The sequence below is a fragment of the Amycolatopsis sp. NPDC000009 genome, from assembly GCF_055563465.1.
This window is the reverse complement of sequence record NZ_JBVHDI010000003.1, coordinates 147,781-172,182: the sequence shown is the minus strand read 5'-3', so window position 1 is coordinate 172,182 and position 24,402 is coordinate 147,781. Positions and strand designations below refer to the sequence as shown.

The 24,402-nt window shown below is 69.6% G+C and carries 28 protein-coding genes; 24 read left to right on the top strand and 4 right to left on the bottom strand.

The window, feature by feature from the left end; translation table 11 throughout:
* Positions 1–44 precede the first annotated feature (44 nt).
* Positions 45–521, bottom strand: coding sequence for a helix-turn-helix domain-containing protein (locus ACZ3HL_RS10690; RefSeq protein WP_465414135.1), 477 nt, complete (start codon positions 519–521; stop codon positions 45–47).
* A gap of 104 nt (positions 522–625) precedes the next feature.
* Between ACZ3HL_RS10690 and allB the strand changes: the two genes are divergently transcribed.
* Positions 626–1,954, top strand: coding sequence for an allantoinase AllB (gene allB / locus ACZ3HL_RS10685; RefSeq protein WP_465530239.1), 1,329 nt, complete (start codon positions 626–628; stop codon positions 1,952–1,954).
* A gap of 1 nt (position 1,955) precedes the next feature.
* Positions 1,956–2,972 carry an allantoicase gene (gene alc / locus ACZ3HL_RS10680; RefSeq protein WP_465530237.1) on the top strand — a complete coding sequence of 339 codons (1,017 nt, stop codon included), beginning with the start codon at positions 1,956–1,958 and terminating at the stop codon, positions 2,970–2,972.
* Positions 2,973–3,039: 67 nt separating this feature from the next.
* On the opposite strand, the gene ACZ3HL_RS10675 is transcribed toward alc, so the two are convergent.
* The 3 genes from ACZ3HL_RS10675 to ACZ3HL_RS10665 form a co-directional block, all read right to left on the bottom strand.
* Entirely contained in the window at positions 3,040–3,216 is a 177-nt protein-coding gene (locus tag ACZ3HL_RS10675; RefSeq protein ID WP_465413459.1) for a hypothetical protein, read from the bottom strand.
* A gap of 137 nt (positions 3,217–3,353) precedes the next feature.
* The gene (locus ACZ3HL_RS10670; protein ID WP_465530235.1) at positions 3,354–3,968 is read right to left on the bottom strand and encodes a (2Fe-2S)-binding protein; all 615 of its coding nucleotides are present in this window, start codon (positions 3,966–3,968) and stop codon (positions 3,354–3,356) included.
* On the bottom strand, positions 3,968–4,828 hold the full coding sequence (locus ACZ3HL_RS10665) for a putative RNA methyltransferase (protein ID WP_465530233.1): 861 nt from the start codon (positions 4,826–4,828) through the stop codon (positions 3,968–3,970). Before ACZ3HL_RS10665 ends, ACZ3HL_RS10670 begins: the two co-directional genes overlap by 1 nt.
* A gap of 175 nt (positions 4,829–5,003) precedes the next feature.
* Between ACZ3HL_RS10665 and ACZ3HL_RS10660 the strand changes: the two genes are divergently transcribed.
* From ACZ3HL_RS10660 to dprA, 22 genes are all read left to right on the top strand, one after another.
* Positions 5,004–6,398, top strand: coding sequence for an ammonium transporter (locus ACZ3HL_RS10660; protein WP_465413453.1), 1,395 nt, complete (start codon positions 5,004–5,006; stop codon positions 6,396–6,398).
* A complete protein-coding gene (locus tag ACZ3HL_RS10655; protein ID WP_020630602.1) occupies positions 6,395–6,733 on the top strand; it encodes a P-II family nitrogen regulator in 339 nt (112 codons plus the stop codon). Before ACZ3HL_RS10660 ends, ACZ3HL_RS10655 begins: the two co-directional genes overlap by 4 nt.
* Positions 6,734–6,742: 9 nt before the next feature.
* Positions 6,743–9,058 carry a [protein-PII] uridylyltransferase gene (locus ACZ3HL_RS10650; protein WP_465530231.1) on the top strand — a complete coding sequence of 772 codons (2,316 nt, stop codon included), beginning with the start codon at positions 6,743–6,745 and terminating at the stop codon, positions 9,056–9,058.
* Positions 9,059–9,094: 36 nt separating this feature from the next.
* Positions 9,095–9,481 (top strand): EamA family transporter, encoded by a 387-nt coding sequence (locus ACZ3HL_RS10645; protein ID WP_465530229.1) that lies wholly within the window; start codon positions 9,095–9,097, stop codon positions 9,479–9,481.
* Between the two features lie 146 nt (positions 9,482–9,627).
* On the top strand, positions 9,628–9,936 hold the full coding sequence (locus tag ACZ3HL_RS10640; RefSeq protein ID WP_465530227.1) for an EamA family transporter: 309 nt from the start codon (positions 9,628–9,630) through the stop codon (positions 9,934–9,936).
* A gap of 92 nt (positions 9,937–10,028) precedes the next feature.
* Positions 10,029–10,421 carry a hypothetical protein gene (locus tag ACZ3HL_RS10635; RefSeq protein ID WP_465413447.1) on the top strand — a complete coding sequence of 131 codons (393 nt, stop codon included), beginning with the start codon at positions 10,029–10,031 and terminating at the stop codon, positions 10,419–10,421.
* 50 nt (positions 10,422–10,471) lie between these two features.
* Positions 10,472–11,329, top strand: coding sequence for a non-homologous end joining protein Ku (ku, locus tag ACZ3HL_RS10630; RefSeq protein ID WP_465530225.1), 858 nt, complete (start codon positions 10,472–10,474; stop codon positions 11,327–11,329).
* 675 nt (positions 11,330–12,004) lie between these two features.
* Positions 12,005–13,546, top strand: a complete 1,542-nt coding sequence (gene ffh, locus ACZ3HL_RS10625) for a signal recognition particle protein (RefSeq protein ID WP_465413442.1) — start codon at positions 12,005–12,007, stop codon at positions 13,544–13,546.
* A 3-nt stretch (positions 13,547–13,549) separates the two neighbouring features.
* Entirely contained in the window at positions 13,550–14,623 is a 1,074-nt protein-coding gene (locus ACZ3HL_RS10620; RefSeq protein ID WP_465530223.1) for an amidohydrolase family protein, read from the top strand.
* A gap of 45 nt (positions 14,624–14,668) precedes the next feature.
* Positions 14,669–15,418: a lysostaphin resistance A-like protein gene (locus ACZ3HL_RS10615; RefSeq protein ID WP_465414133.1), complete on the top strand. Its 750-nt coding sequence runs from the start codon at positions 14,669–14,671 to the stop codon at positions 15,416–15,418.
* A gap of 57 nt (positions 15,419–15,475) precedes the next feature.
* Entirely contained in the window at positions 15,476–16,279 is an 804-nt protein-coding gene (locus tag ACZ3HL_RS10610; RefSeq protein ID WP_465530221.1) for a lysostaphin resistance A-like protein, read from the top strand.
* A 157-nt stretch (positions 16,280–16,436) separates the two neighbouring features.
* Positions 16,437–16,883 carry a 30S ribosomal protein S16 gene (gene rpsP, locus ACZ3HL_RS10605; protein ID WP_005154724.1) on the top strand — a complete coding sequence of 149 codons (447 nt, stop codon included), beginning with the start codon at positions 16,437–16,439 and terminating at the stop codon, positions 16,881–16,883.
* The gene (locus ACZ3HL_RS10600) at positions 16,880–17,119 is read left to right on the top strand and encodes an RNA-binding protein (RefSeq protein ID WP_003103110.1); all 240 of its coding nucleotides are present in this window, start codon (positions 16,880–16,882) and stop codon (positions 17,117–17,119) included. Before rpsP ends, ACZ3HL_RS10600 begins: the two co-directional genes overlap by 4 nt.
* 16 nt (positions 17,120–17,135) lie before the next feature.
* Positions 17,136–17,648: a ribosome maturation factor RimM gene (rimM, locus tag ACZ3HL_RS10595; protein ID WP_034310909.1), complete on the top strand. Its 513-nt coding sequence runs from the start codon at positions 17,136–17,138 to the stop codon at positions 17,646–17,648.
* On the top strand, positions 17,648–18,412 hold the full coding sequence (gene trmD / locus ACZ3HL_RS10590) for a tRNA (guanosine(37)-N1)-methyltransferase TrmD (RefSeq protein WP_465413436.1): 765 nt from the start codon (positions 17,648–17,650) through the stop codon (positions 18,410–18,412). The genes rimM and trmD overlap by 1 nt, the downstream gene beginning before the upstream one ends.
* A gap of 160 nt (positions 18,413–18,572) precedes the next feature.
* On the top strand, positions 18,573–18,941 hold the full coding sequence (gene rplS, locus ACZ3HL_RS10585; RefSeq protein WP_005154717.1) for a 50S ribosomal protein L19: 369 nt from the start codon (positions 18,573–18,575) through the stop codon (positions 18,939–18,941).
* Between the two features lie 31 nt (positions 18,942–18,972).
* Positions 18,973–19,923, top strand: a complete 951-nt coding sequence (gene lepB / locus ACZ3HL_RS10580) for a signal peptidase I (protein ID WP_465413434.1) — start codon at positions 18,973–18,975, stop codon at positions 19,921–19,923.
* Between the two features lie 58 nt (positions 19,924–19,981).
* Positions 19,982–20,761, top strand: a complete 780-nt coding sequence (locus ACZ3HL_RS10575; RefSeq protein ID WP_465531040.1) for a ribonuclease HII — start codon at positions 19,982–19,984, stop codon at positions 20,759–20,761.
* The gene (locus tag ACZ3HL_RS10570; protein ID WP_003096226.1) at positions 20,758–21,081 is read left to right on the top strand and encodes a DUF2469 domain-containing protein; all 324 of its coding nucleotides are present in this window, start codon (positions 20,758–20,760) and stop codon (positions 21,079–21,081) included. The genes ACZ3HL_RS10575 and ACZ3HL_RS10570 overlap by 4 nt, the downstream gene beginning before the upstream one ends.
* 231 nt (positions 21,082–21,312) lie before the next feature.
* A complete protein-coding gene (locus tag ACZ3HL_RS10565; RefSeq protein ID WP_465413432.1) occupies positions 21,313–21,699 on the top strand; it encodes a YraN family protein in 387 nt (128 codons plus the stop codon).
* Positions 21,700–23,211 (top strand): YifB family Mg chelatase-like AAA ATPase, encoded by a 1,512-nt coding sequence (locus ACZ3HL_RS10560; RefSeq protein ID WP_465530219.1) that lies wholly within the window; start codon positions 21,700–21,702, stop codon positions 23,209–23,211.
* Entirely contained in the window at positions 23,208–24,347 is a 1,140-nt protein-coding gene (gene dprA, locus ACZ3HL_RS10555) for a DNA-processing protein DprA (protein ID WP_465530217.1), read from the top strand. Before ACZ3HL_RS10560 ends, dprA begins: the two co-directional genes overlap by 4 nt.
* Positions 24,348–24,402: the final 55 nt, after the last annotated feature.

The following is a 24,402-nucleotide window of genomic DNA, read 5'->3' as shown; positions in this document are numbered from 1 at the left end:
CGGCGACGATTCGGCCGTCGTCAACATTTTGTTGAAAGAGCTCTTCAGTCTTGGTCCCGGTTGAGGTAGTTGTAGACCGTGAACCTCGTGACCCCCAGCGCCTCGGCGACGGTCGACACCGACTTGCGGAGGCCGAACGCACCGCGTTCCTTGAGCAGCCGCACCGCGCGCTGCTTCGAGGCGCGGTCGAGAGTGTCGAGTTTGCCGCCGAGTTCGCGTTCGACGTCACCGATGAGCCGGGCCAGCGCGCTGTGCAGTTCGACCGCGGGTTCGCCCGCGTCGTCGCCGACCTGCCGGAGCTGGAGGGTCACGCGGGTGGCGCCGCCGTCCAGGGCCGCCCTGGCGATGGCGGGGAGCGCGTCGAGGAGGGTGTCGGCGTCGCCGCGGACGAGGGTGCCGAGCGGGCCGAAGTCGGCGGACAGGCCCGCGTCCTCCGCGGTGTCGCGGGCTTTGACGGCGTGTTCGGGTGGCGGACCCTCGCCGTGGAACGGTTCGCTGGTGAACTCGGCTTCTAACTGCACCCAGCGAAGGTAGCGCCGCCCGGGCTCGTTGACGAGCAGGGTGGCCGGAGTTAATGTCGGAGTGCGAAACCTCGATTCCACTCAGTGGAAGTTGGAGGCTTGAGATGGACCTGGTGATCAAGGCCGCCCGGGCGGTGACGGCCGCCGGAGAGGTACCCGCGACCGTCGGTGTCGACGGGGGCCGCATCGTCGCGGTGGAGCCCGCCGGAGCCGATCTGGACGGCGACCGGGTGCTCGAACTCGCTGAGGACGTGGTCCTGCTGCCGGGTCTCGTGGACACGCATGTGCACGTCAACGACCCTGGCCGCACCGAATGGGAGGGGTTCGCCTCGGCGACCCGCGCGGCCGCGGCGGGCGGGGTCACCACGATCGTGGACATGCCGCTGAACAGCCTGCCGCCGACGGTCGACGTCGCGTCGCTGGAGGTGAAGCGCAAGACCGCCGAGGGGCGGGTGCACGTCGACGTCGGGTTCTGGGGTGGCGCGATCCCCGGCAACCTCGCGGACCTGCGCGGCCTTCACGAGGCCGGAGTCTTCGGTTTCAAGTCGTTCCTGCTGCACTCCGGGGTCGACGAGTTCCCGCCGCTGGACGCGCGCGGGCTCGAAGAGGCGATGACCGAACTGAGGACCTTCGACGGCATGATCATCGTGCACGCGGAGGACTCCGACGCGATCGACCACGCGCCCGATCCACACGGCGAGAAGTACGAAGACTTCCTTCACTCGCGGCCGCGCGGCGCGGAGAACGTGGCGATCGCGCAGGTCATCGAGCTGGCCAGGAAGACCGGCGTCCGTGCGCATATCCTGCATCTGTCCTCTTCGGACGCGCTGCCGATGGTCGAGAGCGCGCGGCGCGACGGTGTCCGGCTGACCGCCGAGACCTGCCCGCACTACCTGAGCTTCACCGCGGAGGAGATCGGCGACGGCGCCACGCAGTTCAAATGCTGTCCGCCGATCCGCGAGGCCGGGAACCGGGAACTGCTGTGGAAAGGCCTCGCGGACGGGGTCATCGACTGTGTGGTGACCGACCATTCGCCATGCACGCCCGAGCTGAAACGCTTCGACAGCGGCGATTTCGGGCTCGCGTGGGGCGGGATCGCCGGGTTGCAGCTCGGCCTGCCCGCCGTCTGGACCCAGGCGCGGCAGCGCGGTTTCGCGCTCACCGACGTCGTCCGCTGGATGGCCGAACATCCGGCCGCGCAGGCGGGGATGAAGCGCAAAGGACATCTCGCGCCGGGCTACGACGCCGACTTCAGCGTGTTCGCACCCGACGAGGCTTTCGTCGTCGACGTCGCGAAGTTGAAGCACCGCAACCCGGTCAGCGCCTATCACGGACGGCCGCTCGCCGGTGTCGTCCGGAGCACGTGGCTGCGCGGCGAGGAGATCACCGGTGAAGACCCGGCAGGCGTTCTGCTGACCCGGGGAGACTGCTGAAATGGAGGATGCCGTGAACGACCGTCCTGAGTGGACAGCCCGGCCCGATCTGGCCTCGCGCAAGTTCGGCGGGACCGTGATGTGGGCGACGGACGAGTTGTTCGCCGAGAAGGAGAACCTGGTCAATCCCTGGGTTCCCGCGCATCAGACGGAGACCTTCGGTCCCAAGGGGCAGGTCTACGACGGCTGGGAGACCCGGCGGCACCGCGAGCCCGGCGACGACCAGGCCGTCGTCCGGCTCGGCCTGGCGGGCGCGATCACCGGCGTCGTCGTGGACACCGCGTTCTTCAAGGGCAACTACCCGCCGTTCGTTTCGGTCGAGGCCTGCGCCGTCGACGGTTATCCCAACGCCGCCGAACTGGCCGAAGCGGATTGGGACGTGCTGGTGAAACGCGGCGCGGCGGCGGGGCACACGGAGAACTTCTTCGACATCGGCGGGAGCAAGCGCTACACGCACGTCCGGCTGACCATGCATCCGGACGGCGGGGTGGCCCGGCTGCGGGTGCACGGCACGCCGATCCCGGATCCGCGCCTGCTCGACCTCGGCGCGCTCGACCTCGCCGCGCTGGAGAACGGCGCGGTGGTCACCGGCTGCAGCAACATGTTCTATTCCTCGCCCAACAACCTCTTCTCGCCAGGGCTCGCCGCGCATCAGGCCGAGGGCTGGGAGACGGCGCGGCGCCGGGACGACGGGAACGACTGGGTCACGGTGCGCCTCGCCGGCGCGGGCGTCGTCCGGTTCGCCGAGTTCGACAACAGCAACCTCAAGGGCAACGCGCCGGGCTGGGCGTCGCTGAGCGGCCGGGACGGTGACGGCGAATGGGTCGAACTGCTGCCGAAGACCCGCTTGCAGCCCGACACACGGCACCGGTTCGCCCTCGCCGAGGGGCCTGAGGTGACCGAGGTCCGTCTCGACATCTACCCCGACGGCGGGATGGCGCGCCTAAGGCTCTTCGGGGCGCTTTCCGAGCGGGGCCGCGCCGATCTCACTTCGCGTTTCGAGGCGGCGCGCTCCTGACGCGTTTCGTCCTCTGAATGCGGTAGTTGGCATCGAGAACTACCGCATTCAGAGGACGAAATGCGGCTCAGCGCTGAGCGCCGGGCCGGTTCAGGTACGCGGAGAACAACGAGAGGACGGTGCCGACCGAGAAGATCGCGGTGAGCCACCAAGCGCCGCCGATGGACAGGTTCCACACCAGGGCACCCACCATGAGCACCGCCATGACGATGTTCCTGATCTGCAGCGGTGTCGGTTTGGCCATACCGCCACCCTCTCACGGGCCGCGGTCGCGCTGGCCGGGGGGCGGAGTCCACCCCGGCCTGCGGCCAGAGCGTTTCGTCCTCTGAGTGCGGTCCTTGCACGCGCAAGGACCGCACTCAGAGGACGAAACGCGGCGCACTAGCCGAGCGCGGCGCGCAGCCGCCGGTCCCGCTCGGCCGGGGTCTGCCGCGGGCAGCTGGTGCACTTCGGGTTGCCCGCTTCGTAGATCAGGCAACAGGAAGCACGGCGCACCACGGTGTTCCGCCCGATCCGGGAGAACCGCGGCTCCGGCATCCCGAGCCCGATCGCGGCCACGAGCGGTGCCGCCAGCTCGAGCGCTCGGGCGGTGTCGCCGGTCCACAGCAGGCGGTTGCCGATCGAATCGGTCGCGATCGCGCCCAGCGCGCGCGGATTCGCCCCCGTGACGGCCGAAATGGTGCCGATCGCCGTGCTGAGCGTCCCGGCGAACGCCGCACCGAGTTCGGCGAGGCCGCCGTCGAGCACCCGTGACGACCGGGCGCCGGTGAAACGGCCGTCCGGGACGAGGTCGATCGTGACGGCGTCGAGCGACGGATCCAGCGGCTCACCACGGACGAGCGACTCGACGGAGGGCGCGACGAGCACGGAAGACAGCGAGTACCACCAGATCGTGCCGAGCACTTCGGGCCGTGAGCAGCCGTAGAGTTTCGCGGCGCCGCCGATGCGGGCGCCGACCCATGCGGCGTCGGCGAGCAGGGTCGCGGGTGCCTCCATCAGGGCACCGGCCGGTACAGCGTGACACTGAACGAGGTGGTGACGTCCATCGGCGCGACGATCGCGTCGAGGCGTTCACGGCGGCCGTCGCGGTGCAGGTGGTGCGCGCTCGGCCCCATCTCGACCACCTGGCGGATCCGGGCGGGCGCCAACGTCACCCGCTGGGTGACCTCGTGCCGGTCCGCCCGGGTGAAACGTTCGCCGAGGGTGTCCTCCAGTCGCGCGTCCTTGCCGCCGTCGACGGAGATCACCAGGTCGCCCAGTTCCCGGAGGTGTCCCGGGTTCGGTGTCGCGACGACCAGCAGCCCGTCCGCGGTCAGGACCCGGTGGAACTCCGGGGCGTTGCGGGGCGCGAAGACGTTGAGGACGAGTGACGCGCTCGAATCCGCCACCGGCCAGGGTTCCCACAGATTCCACACGGCCGCGCCCGCGCGCGCGTGCGCGCGGGCGGCCCGGCGCAGGGCGACGGCGGAGACGTCGAGCGCCAGTCCGTACGCGTCGGGGACGGCGTCGAGCACATGCGCGAGGTAGTACCCCGTGCCCGCCCCGGCATCGATGACCAACCCGTTCTCGACGTGCTCCGAAGCCACCTTCGCGAGGGCGTCGGCGAGAGGCAGATAAGCACCGGAAGCAAGGAGGTCGACGCGGGCCGCGACCATCGGCGCGGTGTCCGCCGTGCCGGCCGGGATGCGCGCATGCAGAAGATTGACGTAACCCTGCTTCGCTACGTCGAACGAGTGGCCCCGGTCGCAACGCACCGTGCGCTCGGTTGACCCGACCGGGTCACCGCAGACCGAACACCGCAAGGACCGGACGATCGCCGGTGGCAGGGGGTCATGGCCGGAAACTCGCGCGTTCATGGATCTATTCGACCACGAGGTTTCGCAACCGGACAGAACGCACCAGGTCACCGGAAACCTGGCCGTAACAACGCCGTACCGACAGTTCACGCGGGTGAAACCTGAATCGCCGCCCGAGGAAACACCGCGGTCCAAAAATTCCTGCGCAGTACACCCCAGGCACGGGAGGAAGATTGTGCTGAACGCAGGAGACACCGCATGGGTGTTGATCAGCGCCGCGCTGGTCATGCTCATGACACCGGGACTGGCGTTCTTCTACGGCGGCATGGTCCGCGCGAAGAGCGTCCTGAACATGTTGATGATGAACTTCATCGCGCTCGCCGTAGTCGGTGTCCTCTGGACGCTGTACGGCTTCACGATGGCGTTCGGCAACGACATCGGCGGAGGATTGCTCGGTAACTTCGACTTCGCCGGTCTCTCGACCATCTCCGGCAAACTCGCCGGGTTCGCGACGGCGGCGACCGACACCGCGCCCGAGGTCGCCTGGCCGGGCGGTTCCGCGCTGCCGCTGTTCGCCTTCGTGATGTTCCAGCTGATGTTCGCGATCATCACGCCCGCGCTGATCTCCGGTGCCATCGCCGACCGCGCCAAGTTCTGGGGCTGGACGCTGTTCGTCGCGGTGTGGGTGACCATCGTGTACTTCCCGGTCGCGCACTGGGTGTTCTCGTTCGACGGCTTCATCGGCCCCGACTCGGTCGGCGGCTGGATCGCCAACCAGCTCAAGGCGCTCGACTTCGCCGGTGGTACCGCGGTCCACATCAACGCCGGTGCGGCGGGCCTGGCGCTCGCGATCGTGCTCGGCAAGCGCAAGGGCTGGCCGAAGGGCACCGGACGTCCGCACAACGTGCCGTTCGTCATGCTGGGTGCCGCGCTCCTGTGGTTCGGCTGGTACGGCTTCAACGCCGGTTCGGCACTGGGCGCCAACGACCTCGCCGCGGTGGCGTTCACCAACACCACCGTCGCGACCGGGGCCGCGGTGCTGGGCTGGCTGATCGTCGAGCAGATCAAGATCGGCAAGCCGACCATGCTCGGTGCCGCCTCCGGTGCCATCGGCGGTCTCGTCGCGATCACTCCCGCGGCCGGCTTCGTCAGCCCGCTGGGCTCCATCGCCATCGGTCTCATCGCCGGCGTCCTGTGCGCGCTGGCGATCGGCCTCAAGTTCCGCTTCGGTTTCGACGACTCCCTCGACGTCGTCGGTGTCCACCTCGTGGGTGGTCTCGTCGGCACGCTGCTCATCGGTTTCTTCGGCACCACCAGCGTCAACTCGGCCGGTGTCGACGGCCTCTTCTACGGTGGCGGCATCGGGCAGCTCGGCATCCAGGCCGCCGCGGCCGGTGTCGTGCTCGCCTACTCGTTCGTGCTGACCTTCGTCATCGGCTGGGTGATCAAGAAACTCGGCGGGTTCCGTGTCAGCGCGGAGGACGAGGTCAGTGGTATCGATGAGGCCCAGCACGCGGAGAGTGCGTACGACTTCACCGGTTCGGGCGGTGGTCTCGGCCAGCCGAGCTCCATCCCGGTCAAGGCGTCCACCGGAAACGCGGCCACGAAACTCGAGGAGAGCAAGGCATGAAGCTGATCACCGCGATCGTGAAGCCGTTCACGCTCGACGACGTCCGCTCCGCGCTGGAGCAGCTGGGCGTGCTCGGCATGACGGTCAGCGAGGTGCAGGGCTACGGCAGGCAGAAGGGCCACACCGAGGTCTACCGGGGTGCCGAGTACTCCGTGGACTTCGTGGCGAAGCTGCGGGTCGAGGTCGTCACCGACGATTCCAACGTCGAGAAGGTGCTCGACGCGATCACCACGGCCGCCCACACCGGCAAGATCGGTGACGGCAAGATCTGGGTGACGCCGGTGGAGACGGTCATCCGGGTACGTACCGGCGAGCGCGGCTCGGACGCCCTATAGGCGTCACGGATGGCCGACGGGGGTGAACTGGTCAAGGCCACCGAGCGGTTGCTCGAGGGCAGGCACGGAAGGCTGGGAGCGTCCGCGTTGCGGGCGGCCCTGGTCGACCTCTACGAATTCTGGTTGGGCAAGGGCGCTTCGGCGGCCGGCGTCGACACCGCTGAACCCGGTGTCGCGCTGGCCGCCGTCGGCGGCCTGGGGCGCAGCGAGCTGGTGCCCTTCTCCGATCTCGACCTTTTGTTGCTGCACAACGGAAACTCGCGGGTCGGCGAGATCGCCGACGCGATCTGGTACCCGTTGTGGGACGCCAAGATCGGCCTCGACCACTCGGTGCGCACTCCGGGTGAGGCGCTGAAGGTGGCGTCCGAGGATCTGCGGACTGCGATGGGGCTGCTCGACATCCGCCACATCGCCGGGGACGCCGAGATCACCGCCAGGCTGGCGGCCGCGGCGCGGGAGCAGTGGCGGCGGACCGCCCGGAAACGGATGGACGAACTGTTTGACGCGGTGCGTCAGCGCTGGGCCCGCAGTGGCGAGATCGCGCAATCCGCCGAGCCGGATCTCAAGCACGGCCGGGGCGGGCTTCGCGATTTCGCCGTCTTGGAAGCGCTGGCGGCGGCACAGCTGACGGCGAGACCCGGCGAGGAACTACTGGCGGCGAAGAGCCTGCTGCTCGACGTCCGGACGGAACTGCGCCGGGAACTGCGCCGTGAGCGCGACATCCTCAGCGCGCCGGAGGCGGAGACGGTCGCGGCCGAGCTCGGGTTCGGTGACCGGTTCACCTTGGCACGCAAGCTTTCCGGTGTCGGCAGGACGATCGCGTACGCGGTGGACGTGGCGCTCCGGTCCACTGTGGAACCGCCGAAGGCGCGGTTCGGGCGGCGGCCGGTGCGGACGCCACTCGACGAGGGTGTCGTCCTGCACGGGAACGAGGTCGCGCTGGCGCGGGACGCGGTGCCCGCCAAGGACCCGGCCTTGCTGCTGCGGGTGGCCGCGGCGTCGGCGCGGGTCCGGAAGCCCATCGCGCACGGGACCCTGCGGGCGCTCGCCGAAACCGCGCCGGAACTGCGTGCGCCCTGGCCCGCCGACGCCCTCAAGGCACTGGTGGAACTGCTCGGCGCGGGCGAGGGACTCGTCGACGCCGTGGAGGCGCTGGACCGCACCGGCCTGTGGGCGCGCCTGTTCCCCGAATGGGGGGCGGTGCGGGATCTCCCGCCGAGGTCGCCGGTGCATTCCTGGACCGTCGACCGGCATCTCGTGCGTGCCGCGGTCGAGGCGTCGAAACTGACGACCACCGTGTCGCGGCCGGATCTGCTGCTGATCGGTGCGCTGCTGCACGACATCGGCAAGGGACGCGACGCGGACCATTCCGAACTCGGCGCCAAGATCAGCGCCCAGGTGGCGGCCCGGCTCGGGCTGACGGACGCCGATTCGGCGCTGGTCGCGGCCATGGTCCGGCATCACCTGCTGCTGCCGCACACCGCGACGCGGCGGGACATCAGCGATTCCGCCACGATCCAGCGGGTGACGAAGACCCTCGACGAGAACCTCGTCCTGCTGGAACTGCTGCACGCCCTGACGACGGCCGATTCACTGGCCACCGGACCGGGCGTGTGGACCGACTGGAAGGCGCGCCTGCTCGCCGAACTCGTGTCCGGTTGCGAAGAAGCGTTGCACGGCAAGGGTTTCGTGCCGCCGGAGCCGATGGGTGCCGAACAGCGGGAACTCGTCGCCGAGGCCGTCGCTTCCGGCCGTGGCGAGGTGCGCATCACCGCTGCGGGCAAGGTCGTGACCGTGGTGCTGGCGGTCCCGGCCCGTGCGGAACTGCTGGCACCCGCGGCAGGCGTGCTCGCGCTGAACTCGCTCGAGGTCCACGCGGCGGTGCTGCGCGGGCACGACGGGGGACGGGCGGGCGTGTTCACGGCGTCGCCGAAGTTCGGCTCGCTGCCCGACGTCACCCTGCTGCGTGAGCAGTTCGCGCGGGCGGTGGCCGGGACGTTGCCGCTCACCCAGCGGCTCGCGGCGAAGGAACGCGACTACGGCGGAGGGGAGACGCCGTCGGCGGGAGCGAAGGTGATCTGGTTCGACGAAGAGACCAGCGGGCACGACACGGTCGTGGTCGAACTACGGGCCGCGAACCGGATCGGGCTGCTGTACCGGGTCGCGGGCGCGCTGCGCCGGTGCGAGGCCGAGGTGCGCTGGGCGAAGGTGGCCACGCTCGGTGGCGCCGTCGTCGACTCGTTCGCCGTCGCGCCGCGGACGGGCCGCGTCGACCAGGAGTGGCGGTCGAAGATCGAAGCCGCGCTGCTGGCGGCCGCTTCTTGATCGTTTGGTGACGTCGGGCGCCGGGTAAGCCGAGTCATGCCCGATCCCACCCTGCTCGCGCTGGGATCCGCCCTCTGTTACGGATTCGTCGACTTCACGGGCGGGCTCCTGGCCAGGCGGGCCGACTTCGCCGCCGTCGCGTTCGCCGGCCAGGTGGGCGGTTTCGTGTTCATGCTCGGCACCGTACTGCTGCTCCCGACGGCGGATCCGTCGCTGCCGGACCTCGGGTGGGGCGCGGCCTCCGGCTTCGGCACGGCCGTCGGCATGGTCTTCCTCTATCGCGGGCTGATCGGCGGGGCGATGAGCATCGTGGTGCCGATCAGCGCGGTGGGCAGCGTGACGCTGCCCGTACTCGTCGGCGTGACCCTGCTTGGCGAGCGTCCCTCGGTGCCCGGTTCGCCGGGATCGGGCTGGCGGTCATAGCGCTGGGGGCCGTTTCGCGTTCCGGCGCGGGCGACGCGGAAGGCGCGAAGCCCGCGGTCCGGGACGCGCTGATCGCCAGCGCCGGATTCGCCGTCTAGTATCTCGCGCTGGCGCAGGCGGCACCGGAAGCCGGTCTCTGGCCGGTAGTGGCGAGCAGGCTGGCGGCGACCGCGGCGATCCTCGCGATCGTCATCCGGAGGGGGAACGGTGTGCGGCTGCCGTGGCGCTTCGCCGCCGGCTCGGCGGCGAATGGCTGCTTCGCCGCGTTGTCGCTGGTTCTGTATCTCCTCGCCACTCGTCAGGGGCTGACCACGATCGCGGTGGTGCTGGCGTCGTTCTATCCGGTCGTGCCGGTCGTCCTCGGCATCGTGGCACTGCGTGAGCGGCCGGGGCCGGTGCGATCCGCGGGATTGGTCCTGGCGGCGGCCGCGGTGGTGCTGCTCGGCTACGGCTGACCGGGGACCGGGGTGTCGCGCGAATCGCGGAGGGTAGCGGTGGCAGGATGTGCGCGGTCGAGACCCGAAGGAGCCGGAGGGGCGGTGAGCACGTGCTCGACCACGAGCAGGACCCGCCCGGACCGCAGCGGATCACGCTTCCGCCGACGGTCGTGGCCTCCCATCTCCGTGCGTGCGCGGACGACCTCGCCGTCTCCCTCACCGCGTCCGGTCCCGCCGCGACCGTGCCCGAACTGCTCAAGGTGGTCCGGCACCTCGTCGCGGGTCAGCAGGCGCTCGCCATCGCGCTCGAAGGCATGGCAGGCAGGGTCGAAGTAGGCGGCGAAGGCGCGCTGGCCACCGCTCCGATGATCGACGTCGAGGTCGTCGCCGAAGTACTCCGTGCGGCGGCCACCGCTGTCGACTGTTCGGCCGAGGCACTGGCCGAATCCCGCCCGTCATTCGAATGTGTGAGCGAATCCGTCGCCCCTGACACCCGTTTGTAGCTGTCCCGCCCCTTCGGCGCGTCGATACGCTGACCAGGCGGAGGTGGGCGATGCGAGCGGTGTGGAAAGGCACGATCGGATTCGGGACCTACGCCATTCCGGTGAAGGCGTACAGCGCGACCGAGGCGCACGACATCCCCCTCCATCAGGTGCACGAGCCCGACGGCGGCAGGGTGCGGGTGAAGTGGGTCTGCGAGGTCGACGGCGCCGAGGTGCCCACGGCCGAGATCGCCAAGGGATATCCCGTCCCCAACGGCGACGTCGTCCTGCTGGCCGCCGGGGATTTCGCGTCGCTGCTCCCGCCGACCACCCAGTCGATGGACGTCGTCGGCTTCACCCCGGCCGAGCAGGTCGACCCGATGTACTTCGCGCGCAGCTACTACCTCGAACCGGAGCCGTCAGGCACCAAGCCGTACGTGCTGTTGAGCGAGGCGCTGCAGCAGTCCGGGCGGATCGCGATCGTGAAGGTGACCTTGCGGCAGCGCGAAACGCTCGGCGCGCTCCGTGTGCGGGACCAGGTGATCCTGCTCGAGACGATGCTGTGGCCCGGCGAGATCCGGCGTCCCGACTTCCCGTTCCTGCACGAGGACGTCGACCTGCGGCGCGGGGAACTGCGGAACGCGGTCTCGCTGATCGAGGACCTCACCCAGGATTTCGACCCCGGCCGGTACACCGATCACTACCGCGAGGCGCTCGAAGCACTCATCCAGGCCAAGCTGGACGGCGACGACGTCCTGCGGCCGACCGCCGCCGAACAGGCCGAAGGCGTGACGCGGCTGCTGGCGGCATTGCAGCAGGGCCCGGTCGAGAAAGCCCAGGAAGCGGCGGACAAGGCGCGCCAGGCGCGGACGCGGGCGAAACGGGCTGCGTCGTCGGGGTCATCGGCGTCGTCGGCCAAGTCCAGTTGAGTAGATCTACTCAGGGGGAGTTGGGGGTCTTCACGCTGCCGTGACCCCAGGGTGACCGGGCATGGTTATGGCATCGCGCGGAGAGAGCGCGGGCAGCGAATCGCCTGGTACTGGGGGTCCGGCGATACCGAGTCCCGCGAAGCTCGCCAAGTGTGCTTACGGTCGGCTCGCGGGGAGGCGAGCCTTCCGTAGGGGCTCCGGTACCGGTCTGCGAGGGGCGATCGGTCCCGGAGCCCTGTTTTGTGTTCGTGCGCTAGAAGTATGGACATGGACAAGCCGTGGCCGGCGCCGCCGACTTCTGCTCCGGCGAGATGGAGATGCGCCGCCACAGCCCGGCCACCCCGTGGTCCGAGCGCGTCATCCTCCACCTGTACTGGCTCGTCTCCGGCTACGGCCTTCGCGCCCTCAGGACCCTGGCGGTCCTCATCGCCGTCGTAGGCACGAGCATGTGGCTAGGCGGCTTTAGGACCACGCCCGCCTTCGGGGATACCTTGATCTACGTCGCTCGGAGAGGTCCTGCGGCTGGTCACGCGCGTCCTCGGGCCGCTGCTGCTCGGCCTGGCCCTGCTGGCCGTCCGCAACCGCGTCAAACGCTGACCTCGGACACCGACTACCCTGGAAAGCCGCCGGTCCGTACCGGCACGCCACAACGACCCAGCTGGAGCGTGCACACCCGTGTTCGACACCCTCTCCGATCGGCTCACGTCCGCCCTGCAGACCCTGTCTCGCAAGGGCAGGCTCTCCGACGCCGACATCGACGCCACCGCGCGTGAGATCCGTATCGCGCTGCTCGAGGCGGATGTCGCGCTGTCGGTGGTCAAGGACTTCATCGCCCGGATCAAGGAGCGCGCCAAGGGCGCCGAGGTGCACGGCGCGCTGAACCCGGCGCAGCAGGTCATCAAGATCGTCAACGAGGAACTCGTCACCATCCTCGGCGGCGAGACCAGGCGGCTCACCTTCGCGAAGAACCCGCCGACGGTCATCATGCTCGCGGGTCTGCAGGGTGCCGGTAAGACGACGCTCGCGGGCAAGCTCGCGATGTGGCTGAAGAAGCAGGGCCACGCGCCGATGCTGGTCGCCTGCGACCTCCAGCGCCCCAACGCGGTCACGCAGCTGCAGGTCGTCGGTGAGCGGGCAGGCGTCGCGGTCTTCGCGCCCGAGCCCGGCAACGGCGTCGGCGACCCGGTCGACGTCGCCCGCCGCGCCATCGACGAGGCCAAGCGCGCCCAGCACGACATCGTCCTGGTCGACACGGCCGGCCGTCTCGGTGTCGACGAAGAGCTGATGAAGCAGGCCGCGGACATCCGCGACGCCGTCTCGCCGGACGAGACGCTGTTCGTCGTCGACGCGATGATCGGTCAGGACGCGGTCACCACGGCCGAGGCGTTCCGCGACGGCGTCGGCTTCACCGGTGTCGTGCTCACCAAGCTCGACGGTGACGCCCGCGGTGGTGCCGCGCTGTCGGTCCGCCAGGTCACCGGCCAGCCGATCCTGTTCGCCTCCAACGGTGAGAAGCTCGAAGACTTCGACCTCTTCCACCCGGACCGGATGGCCAGCCGGATCCTCGGCATGGGCGACGTGCTCAGCCTCATCGAGCAGGCCGAGGAGCACTTCGACCAGGAGAAGGCCGAGCAGACCGCGGCCAAGCTCGGCAGCGGCCAGCTCACCCTCGAAGACTTCCTCGAGCAGATGCTCGCGGTCCGCAAGATGGGCCCGATCGGCAACCTGCTCGGCATGCTGCCCGGCGCCGGGCAGATGAAGGACCAGCTCTCGCAGGTCGACGACAAGCAGCTCGACAAGCTGCAGGCGATCATCCGCGGGATGACCCCCGCCGAGCGGGCCGACCCGAAGATCATCAACGCCTCGCGCCGGGTCCGGATCTCGAAGGGCTCCGGTGTCGCCGTCCGCGACGTCAACGACCTGGTCAACCGGTTCTTCGAAGCGCGCAAGATGATGGCGCAGATGGCGGGACGGTTCGGCTTCGGCGGCGGCGGAGGCGGCGGCAGCAAGAACCGCAAGGGCAAGAAGGGGAAGAAGGGCAAGGGGCGCGGCCCGACGCAGCCCAAGGTCCGCGGCGGTTTCCCCGGCGGTATGCCGATGCTGCCCCCGGGCGGCGGGATGCCCGGTGGCGGGATGCCCGACCTTTCGCAGCTCGGCGGCATGAACGACGTACCCGGGTTCGACCCGAAGAAGTTCAAGCTGCCGAAGGACAAGTAGCCCGTGGAGGCGCTGCACCTGGCCGGTGTCGTCCTGCCGGACGGCGAGCGTCGCGAGCTGTGGGTCACCGGCGGCCGGATCACGACCGAACCGGTCGCCGGAGCGGAAACCGTGGTCCGGGAAGGCTTTCTGGTCCCCGGGCTGGTCGACGCGCACTGTCACCCCGGGATCGGTGTCGGCGGCGCGACCACGCTCGAAGAGGCGACCGAGCAGGCGATCACGGATCGCGACGCCGGGACGCTGCTGATCCGCGACTGTGGTCTGCCCATCGACGTCCGGCCGTTGCAGGAACGGGCCGATCTGCCGCGGATCATCCGCGCCGGACGGCATATCGCCCTGCGCAAGCGCTACATCCCCGGCCTCGGGATCGAACTCGAAGACCCTGCCGAGCTGCCGAAGGCGGTCGCCGAGCAGGCCCGGGACGGTGACGGCTGGGTCAAACTCGTCGGCGACTGGATCGACCGCGGCGCCGGCGACCTCGCGCCGCTCTGGCCCGACGACGTCCTCGCCGAGGCCATCGCCGTCGCGCACGCCGAGGGCGCCAAGGTGACGGCGCACGTGTTCGGCCAGGCCGCGATGCCGGGTCTGATCGACGCGGGGATCGACTGCCTCGAACACGGCACGGAACTCTCGGCGGACCAGCTGGGTGTCCTCGCCGAACGCGGGATCGCGCTCGTGCCGACGCTGATCAACATCGAGAACTTCCCCGGCATCGCGGACAAGGCGGGCAAGTACCCGGTGTACGCGGACCACATGCGGGCGCTGCACGCCGGCGTGGGGGAGATGGTCTCGACGGCGATCGAGGCGGGTGTCGGAGTGTACGCGGGAAGCGACGCGGGCGGCCTGGTCGAGCACGGCAGGCTCGTCGACGAGATCGAGGCGCTGCACAAGGCGGGCATGTCCGCGGAGCAGGCGCTGGCATCGGCTTCGTGGGCGGCCCGCGAATGGCTCGGCGTGCCGGGAATCGTCGACGGCGCTTCGGCCGATCTGCTCGTCTACCCGTCCGACCCGCGTGAGGATCTCGCGGTGCTCCGCCATCCGAGCCACATCGTCCTGCGTGGCAAGATCTACGCCTGACCCGACTCCACCGGTGACCGGAGCGGCACTTAGCGTGGAGGCGTGGTGGACGACGGGCAGGCTCGCGAGCGTTTGGTGCTCGGAGCGCACTGGGGCTTCGTAGCGTTCTTCGCGGGCATCGCCGGATACCACCTCGTCACGCTCGTCATGAGCTTCCTGATGTCAGGCCGCTTCGGCGGCTACGACCCGCTGGAACTGCGTGACGTCGGCCCGCTGCTGATCCTCGCGTTCCTGCCCACCCTCGTGCTCGGACTCGGTCCGGTGGTGGGCTCTCGCGTGTGGGGCCAAGGACTCCGCGCGGACTTCGGGCTCAAGCCAACCTGGCGCGACGTCCGGATCGGGCTCGCCTGCGGGGCCGCCGCGCTCGCCGCCGGCTATCTCCTCAACCTGCTCCTGCTCGCCGTCTACGGGACCGACAGCGACGACAGGACCTTCTCCGACGTCTCGCCCGGCCCGATCACCGAACTGTCGGGCACCACCGACGGCGACACGATCTGGCTGGTACTGGCCGCGGTCATCGTCGTCCTCGCCGCTCCGGTCACCGAAGAGCTGCTCTTCCGCGGCACACTGTGGAACGCGATGGGCTTCCACCGCCTGCCTTCCTGGGTGATCCTGCTGGTCACCGCGCTGGTGTTCGCCCAGTTGCACGGGGAGGCCGCGCGCACGATCGCGTTGTTCGGCCAGGGCATCGCCATCGGCCTCGCCCGTTACCTGTCCGGCCGGGTGAGCGCGTCCGTGATCGCGCACGCCGCCAACAACCTCCCACCGGCTGTATTGCTCTTCGCGGCGCGGTGATCGCCGGTCCAGGCGGTTAGAGTCTTTGAGTAACCGAACGATCACCGGAGGATCGGCGTGACCGTATCTCAGCCCAGGGAGCCGATCCCGGAGGCGGCGCCGGACGAGCTCACTGCCGGAGGTGAGGTGGCCGCGCCCGACACGCCACCGCCGCATCGCTGGGGGTTCGGGGCCTTCCTCCTGGTGGAAGCCGTCCTGCTGGCGTCGGCGGCGTTCATCAGCGTCCTGCTCGGCGACGTCCAGCCCGGTCAGCCCCTGCCGATGCGCATGGTGCTGCTGGGCACCATGGTGCCGACGATGATCGCCGCCGGGGTCGCGCTGCTGATCACCCGCCTGCGCGGCAACGGCCCCTTCACCGACCTGCGGATCGGCTGGAGCTGGGCCGACGTCAAGGTCGGTCTCAAACTCGGTGTGCTCGGCCTCGGGTTCACCTCGCTCGCCGCCTACGTCTGGACACAGGTCGTCGGCAACGAGAACGCGACCTCGGCGATCAGCGCGCTGGTGGAGGACCGGCGGATGTCGGTCTCGGCGGCCGTGGTCATGTTCATCTACCTGTGGCTGGTCGGGCCGATCTGCGAGGAGATCATCTACCGCGGCCTCCTGTGGGGCGCGGTGGAACGGCTGACGTGGCGCACCGAACGCTGGGGGAGGATCGCGGCGTTCCTGGTCTCCACGGCCGTTTTCGCGGCGAGCCACCTCGAACCGCTGCGCACCACGTTGCTGCTGGTGATCGCGATCCCGATCGGGCTGGCCAGGGTGTTCACCGGACGGCTGCTCGGCAGCGTGGTCGCCCATCAGGTGAACAACTTCCTCCCGGCCGTGACGATCCTGCTGGCCTCGCTCGGGATAGCCGCGTTCTGACGGCCGATCGGCGTCTGGCAGAATGTACGCTTGCCTGCTCTGGCCGGACCCTCTCACCGCGCCCGAGCTCACCCTTCGGGTGTGCGCAGCCGTGTCCCCACTCGGCGGGCGTGCGCCTTCCACATGCATCAGAGAGAACTGAGGAGTACCCACACCCGTGGCCGTCAAGATCAAGCTGCAGCGTCTCGGCAAGATCCGTGCGCCGTACTACCGCATCATCGTCGCCGACGCGCGCACCCGCCGTGATGGCAAGGCCATCGAGACGATCGGCAAGTACCACCCCAAGGAAGAGCCGAGCTTCATCGAGGTCGACACCGAGCGGGCCCAGCACTGGCTGTCCGTCGGTGCCCAGCCGACCGAGCCGGTCCAGCGCATCCTCGAGATCACCGGTGACTGGCAGAAGTTCAAGGGCCTGCCGGGCGCCGAAGGCACCCTGAAGGTCGCCGAGCCGAAGCCGTCGAAGCAGGACCTGTTCAACGCCGCGCTCGCCGCCGCCGGTGACTCGGCCTCCGCCGAGGCCACCACGCCGAAGAAGAAGTCCGCCCCGAAGAAGGCCGAAGCCGACAAGGCCGAGGCCGCCGAGGGTGACAAGGCCGAGGCGTGAGCTTCCTCGCTGACTCCCTCGAGCACCTGGTGCGCGGGATCGTCGACAACCCGGACGAGGTCCGGGTCGAGCTGCTGACCACACGCCGTGGCCGCACGCTCGAGGTGCACGTGCACCCCGACGATCTCGGCAAGGTGATCGGCCGGGGTGGTCGCACCGCGACCGCCCTGCGCACCGTCATGGGCGGCATCGGTGGCCGCGGCGTCCGGGTGGACGTCGTCGACACCGATCGCTGACCAAGGACTGAACGGGATGGACGTCGTAGTAGGCCGGATCGCCAAGGCGCACGGAATCCGCGGGGAACTCGCGGTGGACGTGCGCACGGACTCGCCGGAACAGCGGTTCGCGGTCGGTTCGGCCGTCACGACGAAGCTGCGTGACGGCAGCAGCAGAAACCTCACCATCGCAGCCGCCCGCGAACACAGCGGGCGGCTGCTGGTGCGTTTCGAAGAGGTCCTGACCAGGGACGTCGCGGAGACCCTCCGCGGCGCGCTGCTGATCGCCGACACCTCGACGCTGCCGCCGACCGAAGACCCCGACGAGTTCTACGACCACGAACTCGAAGGCCTGCGGGCCGAACTCACCGACGGCACGGTCGTCGGCAAGGTGCTCGAAATCGTGCACTCGCCAGCCGGCGAGCTGCTGTCGATCGAGCACGACGGCCGCGAGGTGCTGGTGCCGTTCGTGAAGGCGATCGTCCCGGCGGTCGACGTCCCGGGTGGCCGCGTCGTCCTCGACCCGCCGGAAGGCCTGCTGGACGCCTGATGCGCCTCGACGTAGTCACGATCTTCCCCGAGTACCTCGACCCGCTCCGCGCCGCGCTGCTCGGGCGCGCGATCGATCGCGGCCTCATCGAGGTCGGCGTGCACGACCTGCGGGACTGGACACACGACGTCCACCGCGCCGTCGACGACGCGCCGTACGGCGGCGGGCCCGGCATGGTGATGAAACCGCAGATCTGGGGCCCCGCCCTGGACGACGTCTGCGGCGAGAACACCCGCCTCGTGGTCCCGACCCCCGCCGGACGGCCGTTCACCCAGGCCATGGCCCACCAGTACGCCGCCGAGGAGCACCTGGTGTTCGCGTGCGGCCGCTACGAGGGCATCGACCAACGCGTGATCGACGACGCCGCGCGGCGGATGCCCGTCGACGAGGTCTCCATCGGCGACTACGTGCTGGTCGGCGGCGAGGCCGCGGTACTGGTGATGGTCGAGGCCGTCGTCCGGCTGCTGCCCGGAGTCCTCGGCAACGCGCGCTCCGCCGAAGAGGACTCGTTCTCCGACGGGCTGCTCGAAGGCCCCAGCTACACCCGGCCGGAGGTCTGGCGCGACCTGGCCGTACCGGACGTCCTGCGCTCGGGAAACCACGCGCTGATCGACCGCTGGCGCCGTGACCAGGCGCTGGAACGCACCGTACGGCGCAGACCCGAACTGGTCGGGCAACTGCCGGAAGGTAGTCTCGACAAGCACGATCTCGCCGTCCTCGAGCGGCTGCACGAGGACACCGGCCAGGCCGGGTCAACCGCCTGAGACCTGGTCTGCAATACTTGACAGGTTGGCGTGAGTGGACGCGCGGCTTCGCAGCCGGCGCCGTACACCGGAACGCCATCAGCCCCCGGGTAGGTCGCAGTGCCCGACACTGCGCGCCCAAGCTGCACGTAAGCCATACGAAGACGAGGACGGACCACCGATGAACACCCTGGACGCGCTGGACGCGCAGTCACTGCGTTCCGACATCCCGGACTTCCGACCGGGCGACACGCTCAAGGTTCACGTCCGCGTCATCGAGGGCAACCGCGAGCGCAACCAGATCTTCCAGGGCGTCGTGCTGCGTCGCCAGGGCGGCGGCATCCGCGAGACCTTCACGGTCCGCAAGGTGTCGTTCGGCATCGGCGTGGAGCGCACCTTCCCGGTGCACTCGCCGAACATCGCCGAGGTCGAGGTCTTCAAGCGCGGTGACGTCCGCCGGGCGAAGCTCTACTACCTCCGCGAGCTGCGCGGCAAGGCCGCCAAGATCAAGGAACGCCGCGAAAACCGCGAGACGACCTCCGCCAAGTAGGTAGCCGCACGGTTACCGGTAACCTGGCGTCGTGGTCGAACCCGTGTCCCAGAACACCTCCGAAGACGAGCCCGATCGCCCCGAAGAGGAGCGTCCTACCAGGGCCTCCCGACGGGGCCGATCCGGCTCCAAGAAATTCGGCAAGGTCAACAAGAAGCGGTCGTTCTGGAAGGAACTGCCGATCCTGATCGTCGTCGCACTCGTGCTGACGATCTTGATCCAGCAGTTCCTCGCCAAGGTCTACATGATCCCCTCGGGGTCGATGGAGACCACGCTGCACGGCTGCGCGGGATGCACGGGCGACCGGATCCTGGTCGACCGGATCACGTACGACTTCACCGATCCCGGCCCGGGCGACGTGGTGGTCTTCAAGGGACCGCCCGCCTGGGTCGGTGAGATCGACACGCCGGAGTCCAGCAACATCTTCGTCACCGGATTCCGCACGCTGGGTTCCCTGATCGGGTTCGCGCCGCCGGACGAGCGTGACTTCGTGAAGCGGATCATCGCGACCCCCGGGCAGACGGTGCAGTGCTGCGACCCCCAGAACCGCGTGATCGTGGACGGCAAGGCGCTCGACGAGCCGTACATCCACTGGGAGCCAGGCTCGCAGGTGGACGAGAGCGGCAAGCCCGTCCAGGACACGTTCGCGCCGGTCAAGGTACCTGCCGGATACGTCTGGGTGATGGGCGACAACCGCAACAACTCGAGCGACTCACGGCGCCAGGGCGGCGGCGGGGTCAACGGCGCGATCCCGATCGAGAACATCATCGGCAAGGCGCGGGTCATCGTGCTCCCGCCCGGCCGCTGGGGTGGCGTTTCGGACCACAACCCGCAGGCGAACGCCCAGCCGGTGGCGCTCGGTGCGCCCGCCTGGCAGCAGGGGCTTCCCCTTGGCGTCGGTGTCGCCGCGGCATGGCCCGTGCTCTTCTTCGGCAGGCGGATGTCGGCCGGAGTGCGCAAGGCGGTCGACCGGAGGCGGTAAGGCCTTGAGAGTTCCTGTACCGCTCACACCGGCCGAGCCGCTTCGGCCGCCGCGGGCAGTGGTGCGTGGCGACCTCTTCTGGGGGTTGCAGGGCGCGCTGGACCGGCGGGGCCTCGGGCCCGTCGCCGGAGTCGACGAGGCAGGGCGCGGTGCTTGCGCCGGCCCGCTCGTCGTGGCCGCCTGCGTCCTGCGTCCGGGTGACGCCGCCCGCCTGCCCGAGCTCACCGACTCGAAGGTGCTCACGGCCAAGGCTCGCGATCGCGTGTACGACCGGGTCGTCCAGCGTGCCGTCGACTACTCGGTCATCGTCGTTCCCGCGGCCGAGATCGACCTGTTCGGGATCCACGTCATGAACCTCGAAGGCATGCGGCGCGCCGTCTCGGCGCTGCGGACCACGCCCGGCTACGTCCTGACCGACGGATTCCGCGTGTCCGGGCTGCCCGCCCCGAGCATCCCGGTGCTCAAAGGGGACAAGGCCGTCGCGTGCGTGGCGGCGGCGTCGGTGCTGGCGAAGGTCACCCGGGACCGGATCATGGGCGACCTGCACGACGTCCACCCGCATTACGGTTTCGACGTGCACAAGGGCTACAGCACCACCGACCACAGCGCGGCACTGAACACTCACGGTCCGAGCCCGGTCCATCGCTGGTCGTACACGAACGTGGCCACCGTGGCCGCCGCACACCGCGTGCCACCACCGCATCCGGTGGTGCTGACCGTCGCGGCACTGGAAAACCCGAGCGTGCCGATACGTGCCCTCGGCCCGTACGTGGGTAACAATGAACGCTCCGCCGCTGGAACAGCAGCAAAATCGCGAGGAGGGGCGCGGATTTCATGAGCGCAGAGGATCTCGAGAAGTACGAGACCGAGATGGAGCTCTCGCTTTACCGCGAGTATCGCGACATAGTCGGCCAGTTCTCGTACGTGGTGGAGACCGAGCGGCGGTTCTATCTGGCCAACGCCGTCGACGTGCAGGTGCGCGACGGCGGCGGTGAGGTGTACTTCGAGGTCCGCATGTCCGACGCGTGGGTCTGGGACATGTACCGGCCCGCGCGGTTCGTCAAGCACGTCCGGGTCATCACGTTCAAGGACGTCAACGTCGAAGAACTCGACAAACCGGATCTCCGGCTGCCGGAAGACGGGCCGTTCTCCGGCTGATCTTCGGAAAGTACGTGAAGGCCCCCTTCGCCGCGTGAAGGGGGCCTTCACGTATCTCCTGGCCGCCTACCACACCCCACCGACGATTCCGGCCGGTGAGCTCCCACGACGGCCGAACCATCCACAACACACCGGTTGTCCACAGGCGGCGAAATCAGCTCTGTCCGTCGCCCCCTCACCCTGGCAGCGTTGATCGCACACGCACCGTGACGATCGCTGAGGGGGATCGAGATGACGAGCACGGCCGAACAGCCGCCCGCCGGGGCACCACATATCGAACTGGGCAGATGGGGCGAGGAGCTCGCGGTCCAGCATCTGGAAAAGACGGGCTATGTCGTCCTGAGCCGCAATTGGCGTTGCCGTGACGGCGAACTGGATCTCATCGCGACCGACACCAAACGCCTCGTCTTCTGCGAGGTGAAGACGAGGAGCGGGGTGGGGTTCGGCACGCCCGCCGAGGCGGTGACCCCGGACAAGGCGGACCGCATCCGCCGTCTCGCGTACCAATGGCAGCGGCAGTTCATGCTCCGCTGGTGTCCCGTCCGCTACGACATCATCGCGATCGTCGCCCGGCCCGACGCGAAGCCCAAGGTGCGGCATATCAAGGCGGCGTTCTGAATGGCGCTGGCGAGGGCCTGGTCCGTCGCGTTGCTCGGCGTCGAAGGCAGGATGATCGAGATCGAGGCCGACATCGGCGGTGGCTCGCCGAAGGTGACGATGGTCGGGCTGCCCGACACAGGGCTGAAAGAGGCCAAGGACAGGGTCCGCTCCGCCGTCCGTAATTCGGGGCGGACCTGGCCGGACGAGCGGGTGATCCTCGGTCTCTCACCGGCGAATCTGCCGAAGGTGGGGTCCGGTTACGACCTGGGGATCGCGGCGGCGGTCATGGCCGGGACGGGGTCGGTTCCCGCCACGAAGCTGCTGAACACCGTGCTGCTGGGCGAACTCGCCCTCGACGGCCGGGTGCGGGCGGTCCGCGGGGTCCTGCCGGGGCTCCTGGCGGCGCGCAACGCCGGGTACCGGAGGGCCGTCGTCCCCGCCGAGTCGCTGTACGAAGCCGCTCTCGTGGACGGCTTGGAGGTCGGCGGGGTAGCCCGGCTGAGCGAATTCGTGGACTGGCTCAAGGGTGAAGGGGAACTCACCCGCCCCGAGCCGGCCGTCGTCCAGGAGCCGCCGCAGGTGCCCGACCTCGCCGACGTCGTGGGACAGCCGGAAGCGCGGTGGGCACTAGAGGTGGCCGCGGCGGGCGGGCACCACCTGCTCATGACCGGGCCTCCCGGGGTGGGCAAGACGATGCTCGCCAAACGCCTTCCCGGCCTCCTCCCGCGACTGACCGCCGAAGAGTCGCTGCAGGTGACAGCGGTCCATTCGATCGACGGTTCGCTTTCGCGGTCCGAGCCGCTCGTCACCGTGCCGCCGTTCGTCGCACCGCACCACTCGATCAGCGTGCCCGCCCTGATCGGCGGTGGAAGCGGTCTCGCCGTCCCCGGCGCGATCAGCCGCGCGCACCGGGGAATCCTGTTCCTCGACGAGGTGTGCGAATTCGGCCCGGAACGGCTGGAGTCGCTGCGCACGGTGCTCGAAGAGGGCGAAGTGCGGATCGCGAGGGTCAAGGGCGCCGTGCGGTATCCGGCACGGTTCCAACTGGTGCTGGCGACCAATCCCTGTCCCTGCGCTCCGGCGAAAGACGCCGACTGCACGTGCTCCGCGACCGTGCGCAGGCGCTACCTGAGCCGGCTGTCCGGCCCATTACTCGATCGGGTGGATCTGCGTGTTCGGCTGCGCCCGCTTTCCGCGCTCAGCGCGCACCTGAGCGAGCCGCCCGAAGCGTCGGCGGCGGTCCGGGAGCGAGTGCTGGAGGCACGCGAGCGAGCCGGAAAACGCTGGGCGGGGCAAGGCTGGCTCACGAACGCGGAGGTGCCCGGCCCGGCACTGCGCCGTGAGTTCGCGCTGCCGCCGCAGGTCACGGCCTTGCTGGACCGTGCGTTGGAGCGAGGCGCGATCACCGCGCGCGGCGCCGACCGCTGCCTCCGCATCGCCTGGACGCTCGCCGATTTGAAGGGCGCCGACAAGCCGGAGGCGGACGAGGTCGCCGCGGCCCTGAACTTCCGGGAGAGGTCATTCGGATGAGTGAACTCGACGCCGAGCGCATCGCCCGGTCGTATCTCCTGCGCGTGGCCGAGCCACCGGCACCCGCCTTGGCCGATTTCGTCGGTGAACTCGGCCCCGTCGCCGCCGCGGAACGAGTACGAAGCGCCGAGTGCCCGCCGAAGGTGCGTGACGAGACCGCCGCGCGGCGAGCACACGACTACGCCGAGCGGGATCTGGAGCGGGCCGAGGCAGGCGAGGCCCGCCTCGTCATCCCGGAAGACGACGAATGGCCGGCCTGGCCGTTGCTTTCGCTGGCCGTGGCCCAGCGCAGGGGCGTGTCCGGTGTGGCACCTCCGCTGGCGCTGTGGGTACGCGGCCCCGCGAGGCTCGACGAGGCCGTGGACCAGGCGATCGCGATCGTCGGTGCCCGTGCGGCGACCGGGTACGGCGAGCACAACGCGGCCGAGGTGGGCTACCACCTCGCGAGCCGGGGTATCCCGGTGTTCTCAGGGGCGGCGTACGGCATCGACGGCGCGGCCCACCGGGGTGCGCTGAGCGCGGACGGTACGACGGTCGCCCTGCTCGGCTGCGGCGTCGACGTCGGCTATCCGGCCCAGCACGCGACCTTGCTGCGGTCCATCTCGAAGACCGGCGCGGTGGTCAGCGAGTACCCGCCGGGCACGACACCCGCGAGGCATCGCTTCCTGGTCCGGAACAGGCTCATCGCGGCCCTCACCGAAGGGACCGTCGTGGTCGAGGCGGGCAGGCGCAGCGGCGCGCGGAACACCGCGGGGACGGCCGGAGCACTCGGCAAGGTCGTGATGGCCATGCCGGGACCGGTCTCTTCGGGGATGTCCGCCGGCTGCCACGCGCTGATCCGCGAAGGCGAGGCCACGCTGGTGACCTCGGTCGACGAGATCCTCGAGACGGCGGGACGATTCGAGGCGACGGGAGCGGACCCGTCGAAACCGCGCCGCCGCACCGATCAGCTCAGTCCGGATGCGCTGCGAGTGCACGACGCGCTGTCCGATCGGTCGGCGAGGCCCGTGGAACGGCTCGCCGCCGAGTCGGGCATCCCGGTCGAGCGTGTCCGTTCGTTGCTTCCGGCACTCGAACTCGACGGCTTCGCGGAAAGGGGTGACACAGGGTGGCGAAGACGCGCCGCCAAGACCTGACTGGCCTACCCATGAGACGCCATCCCGGCACGATCCGACCACGGACACCGCAACA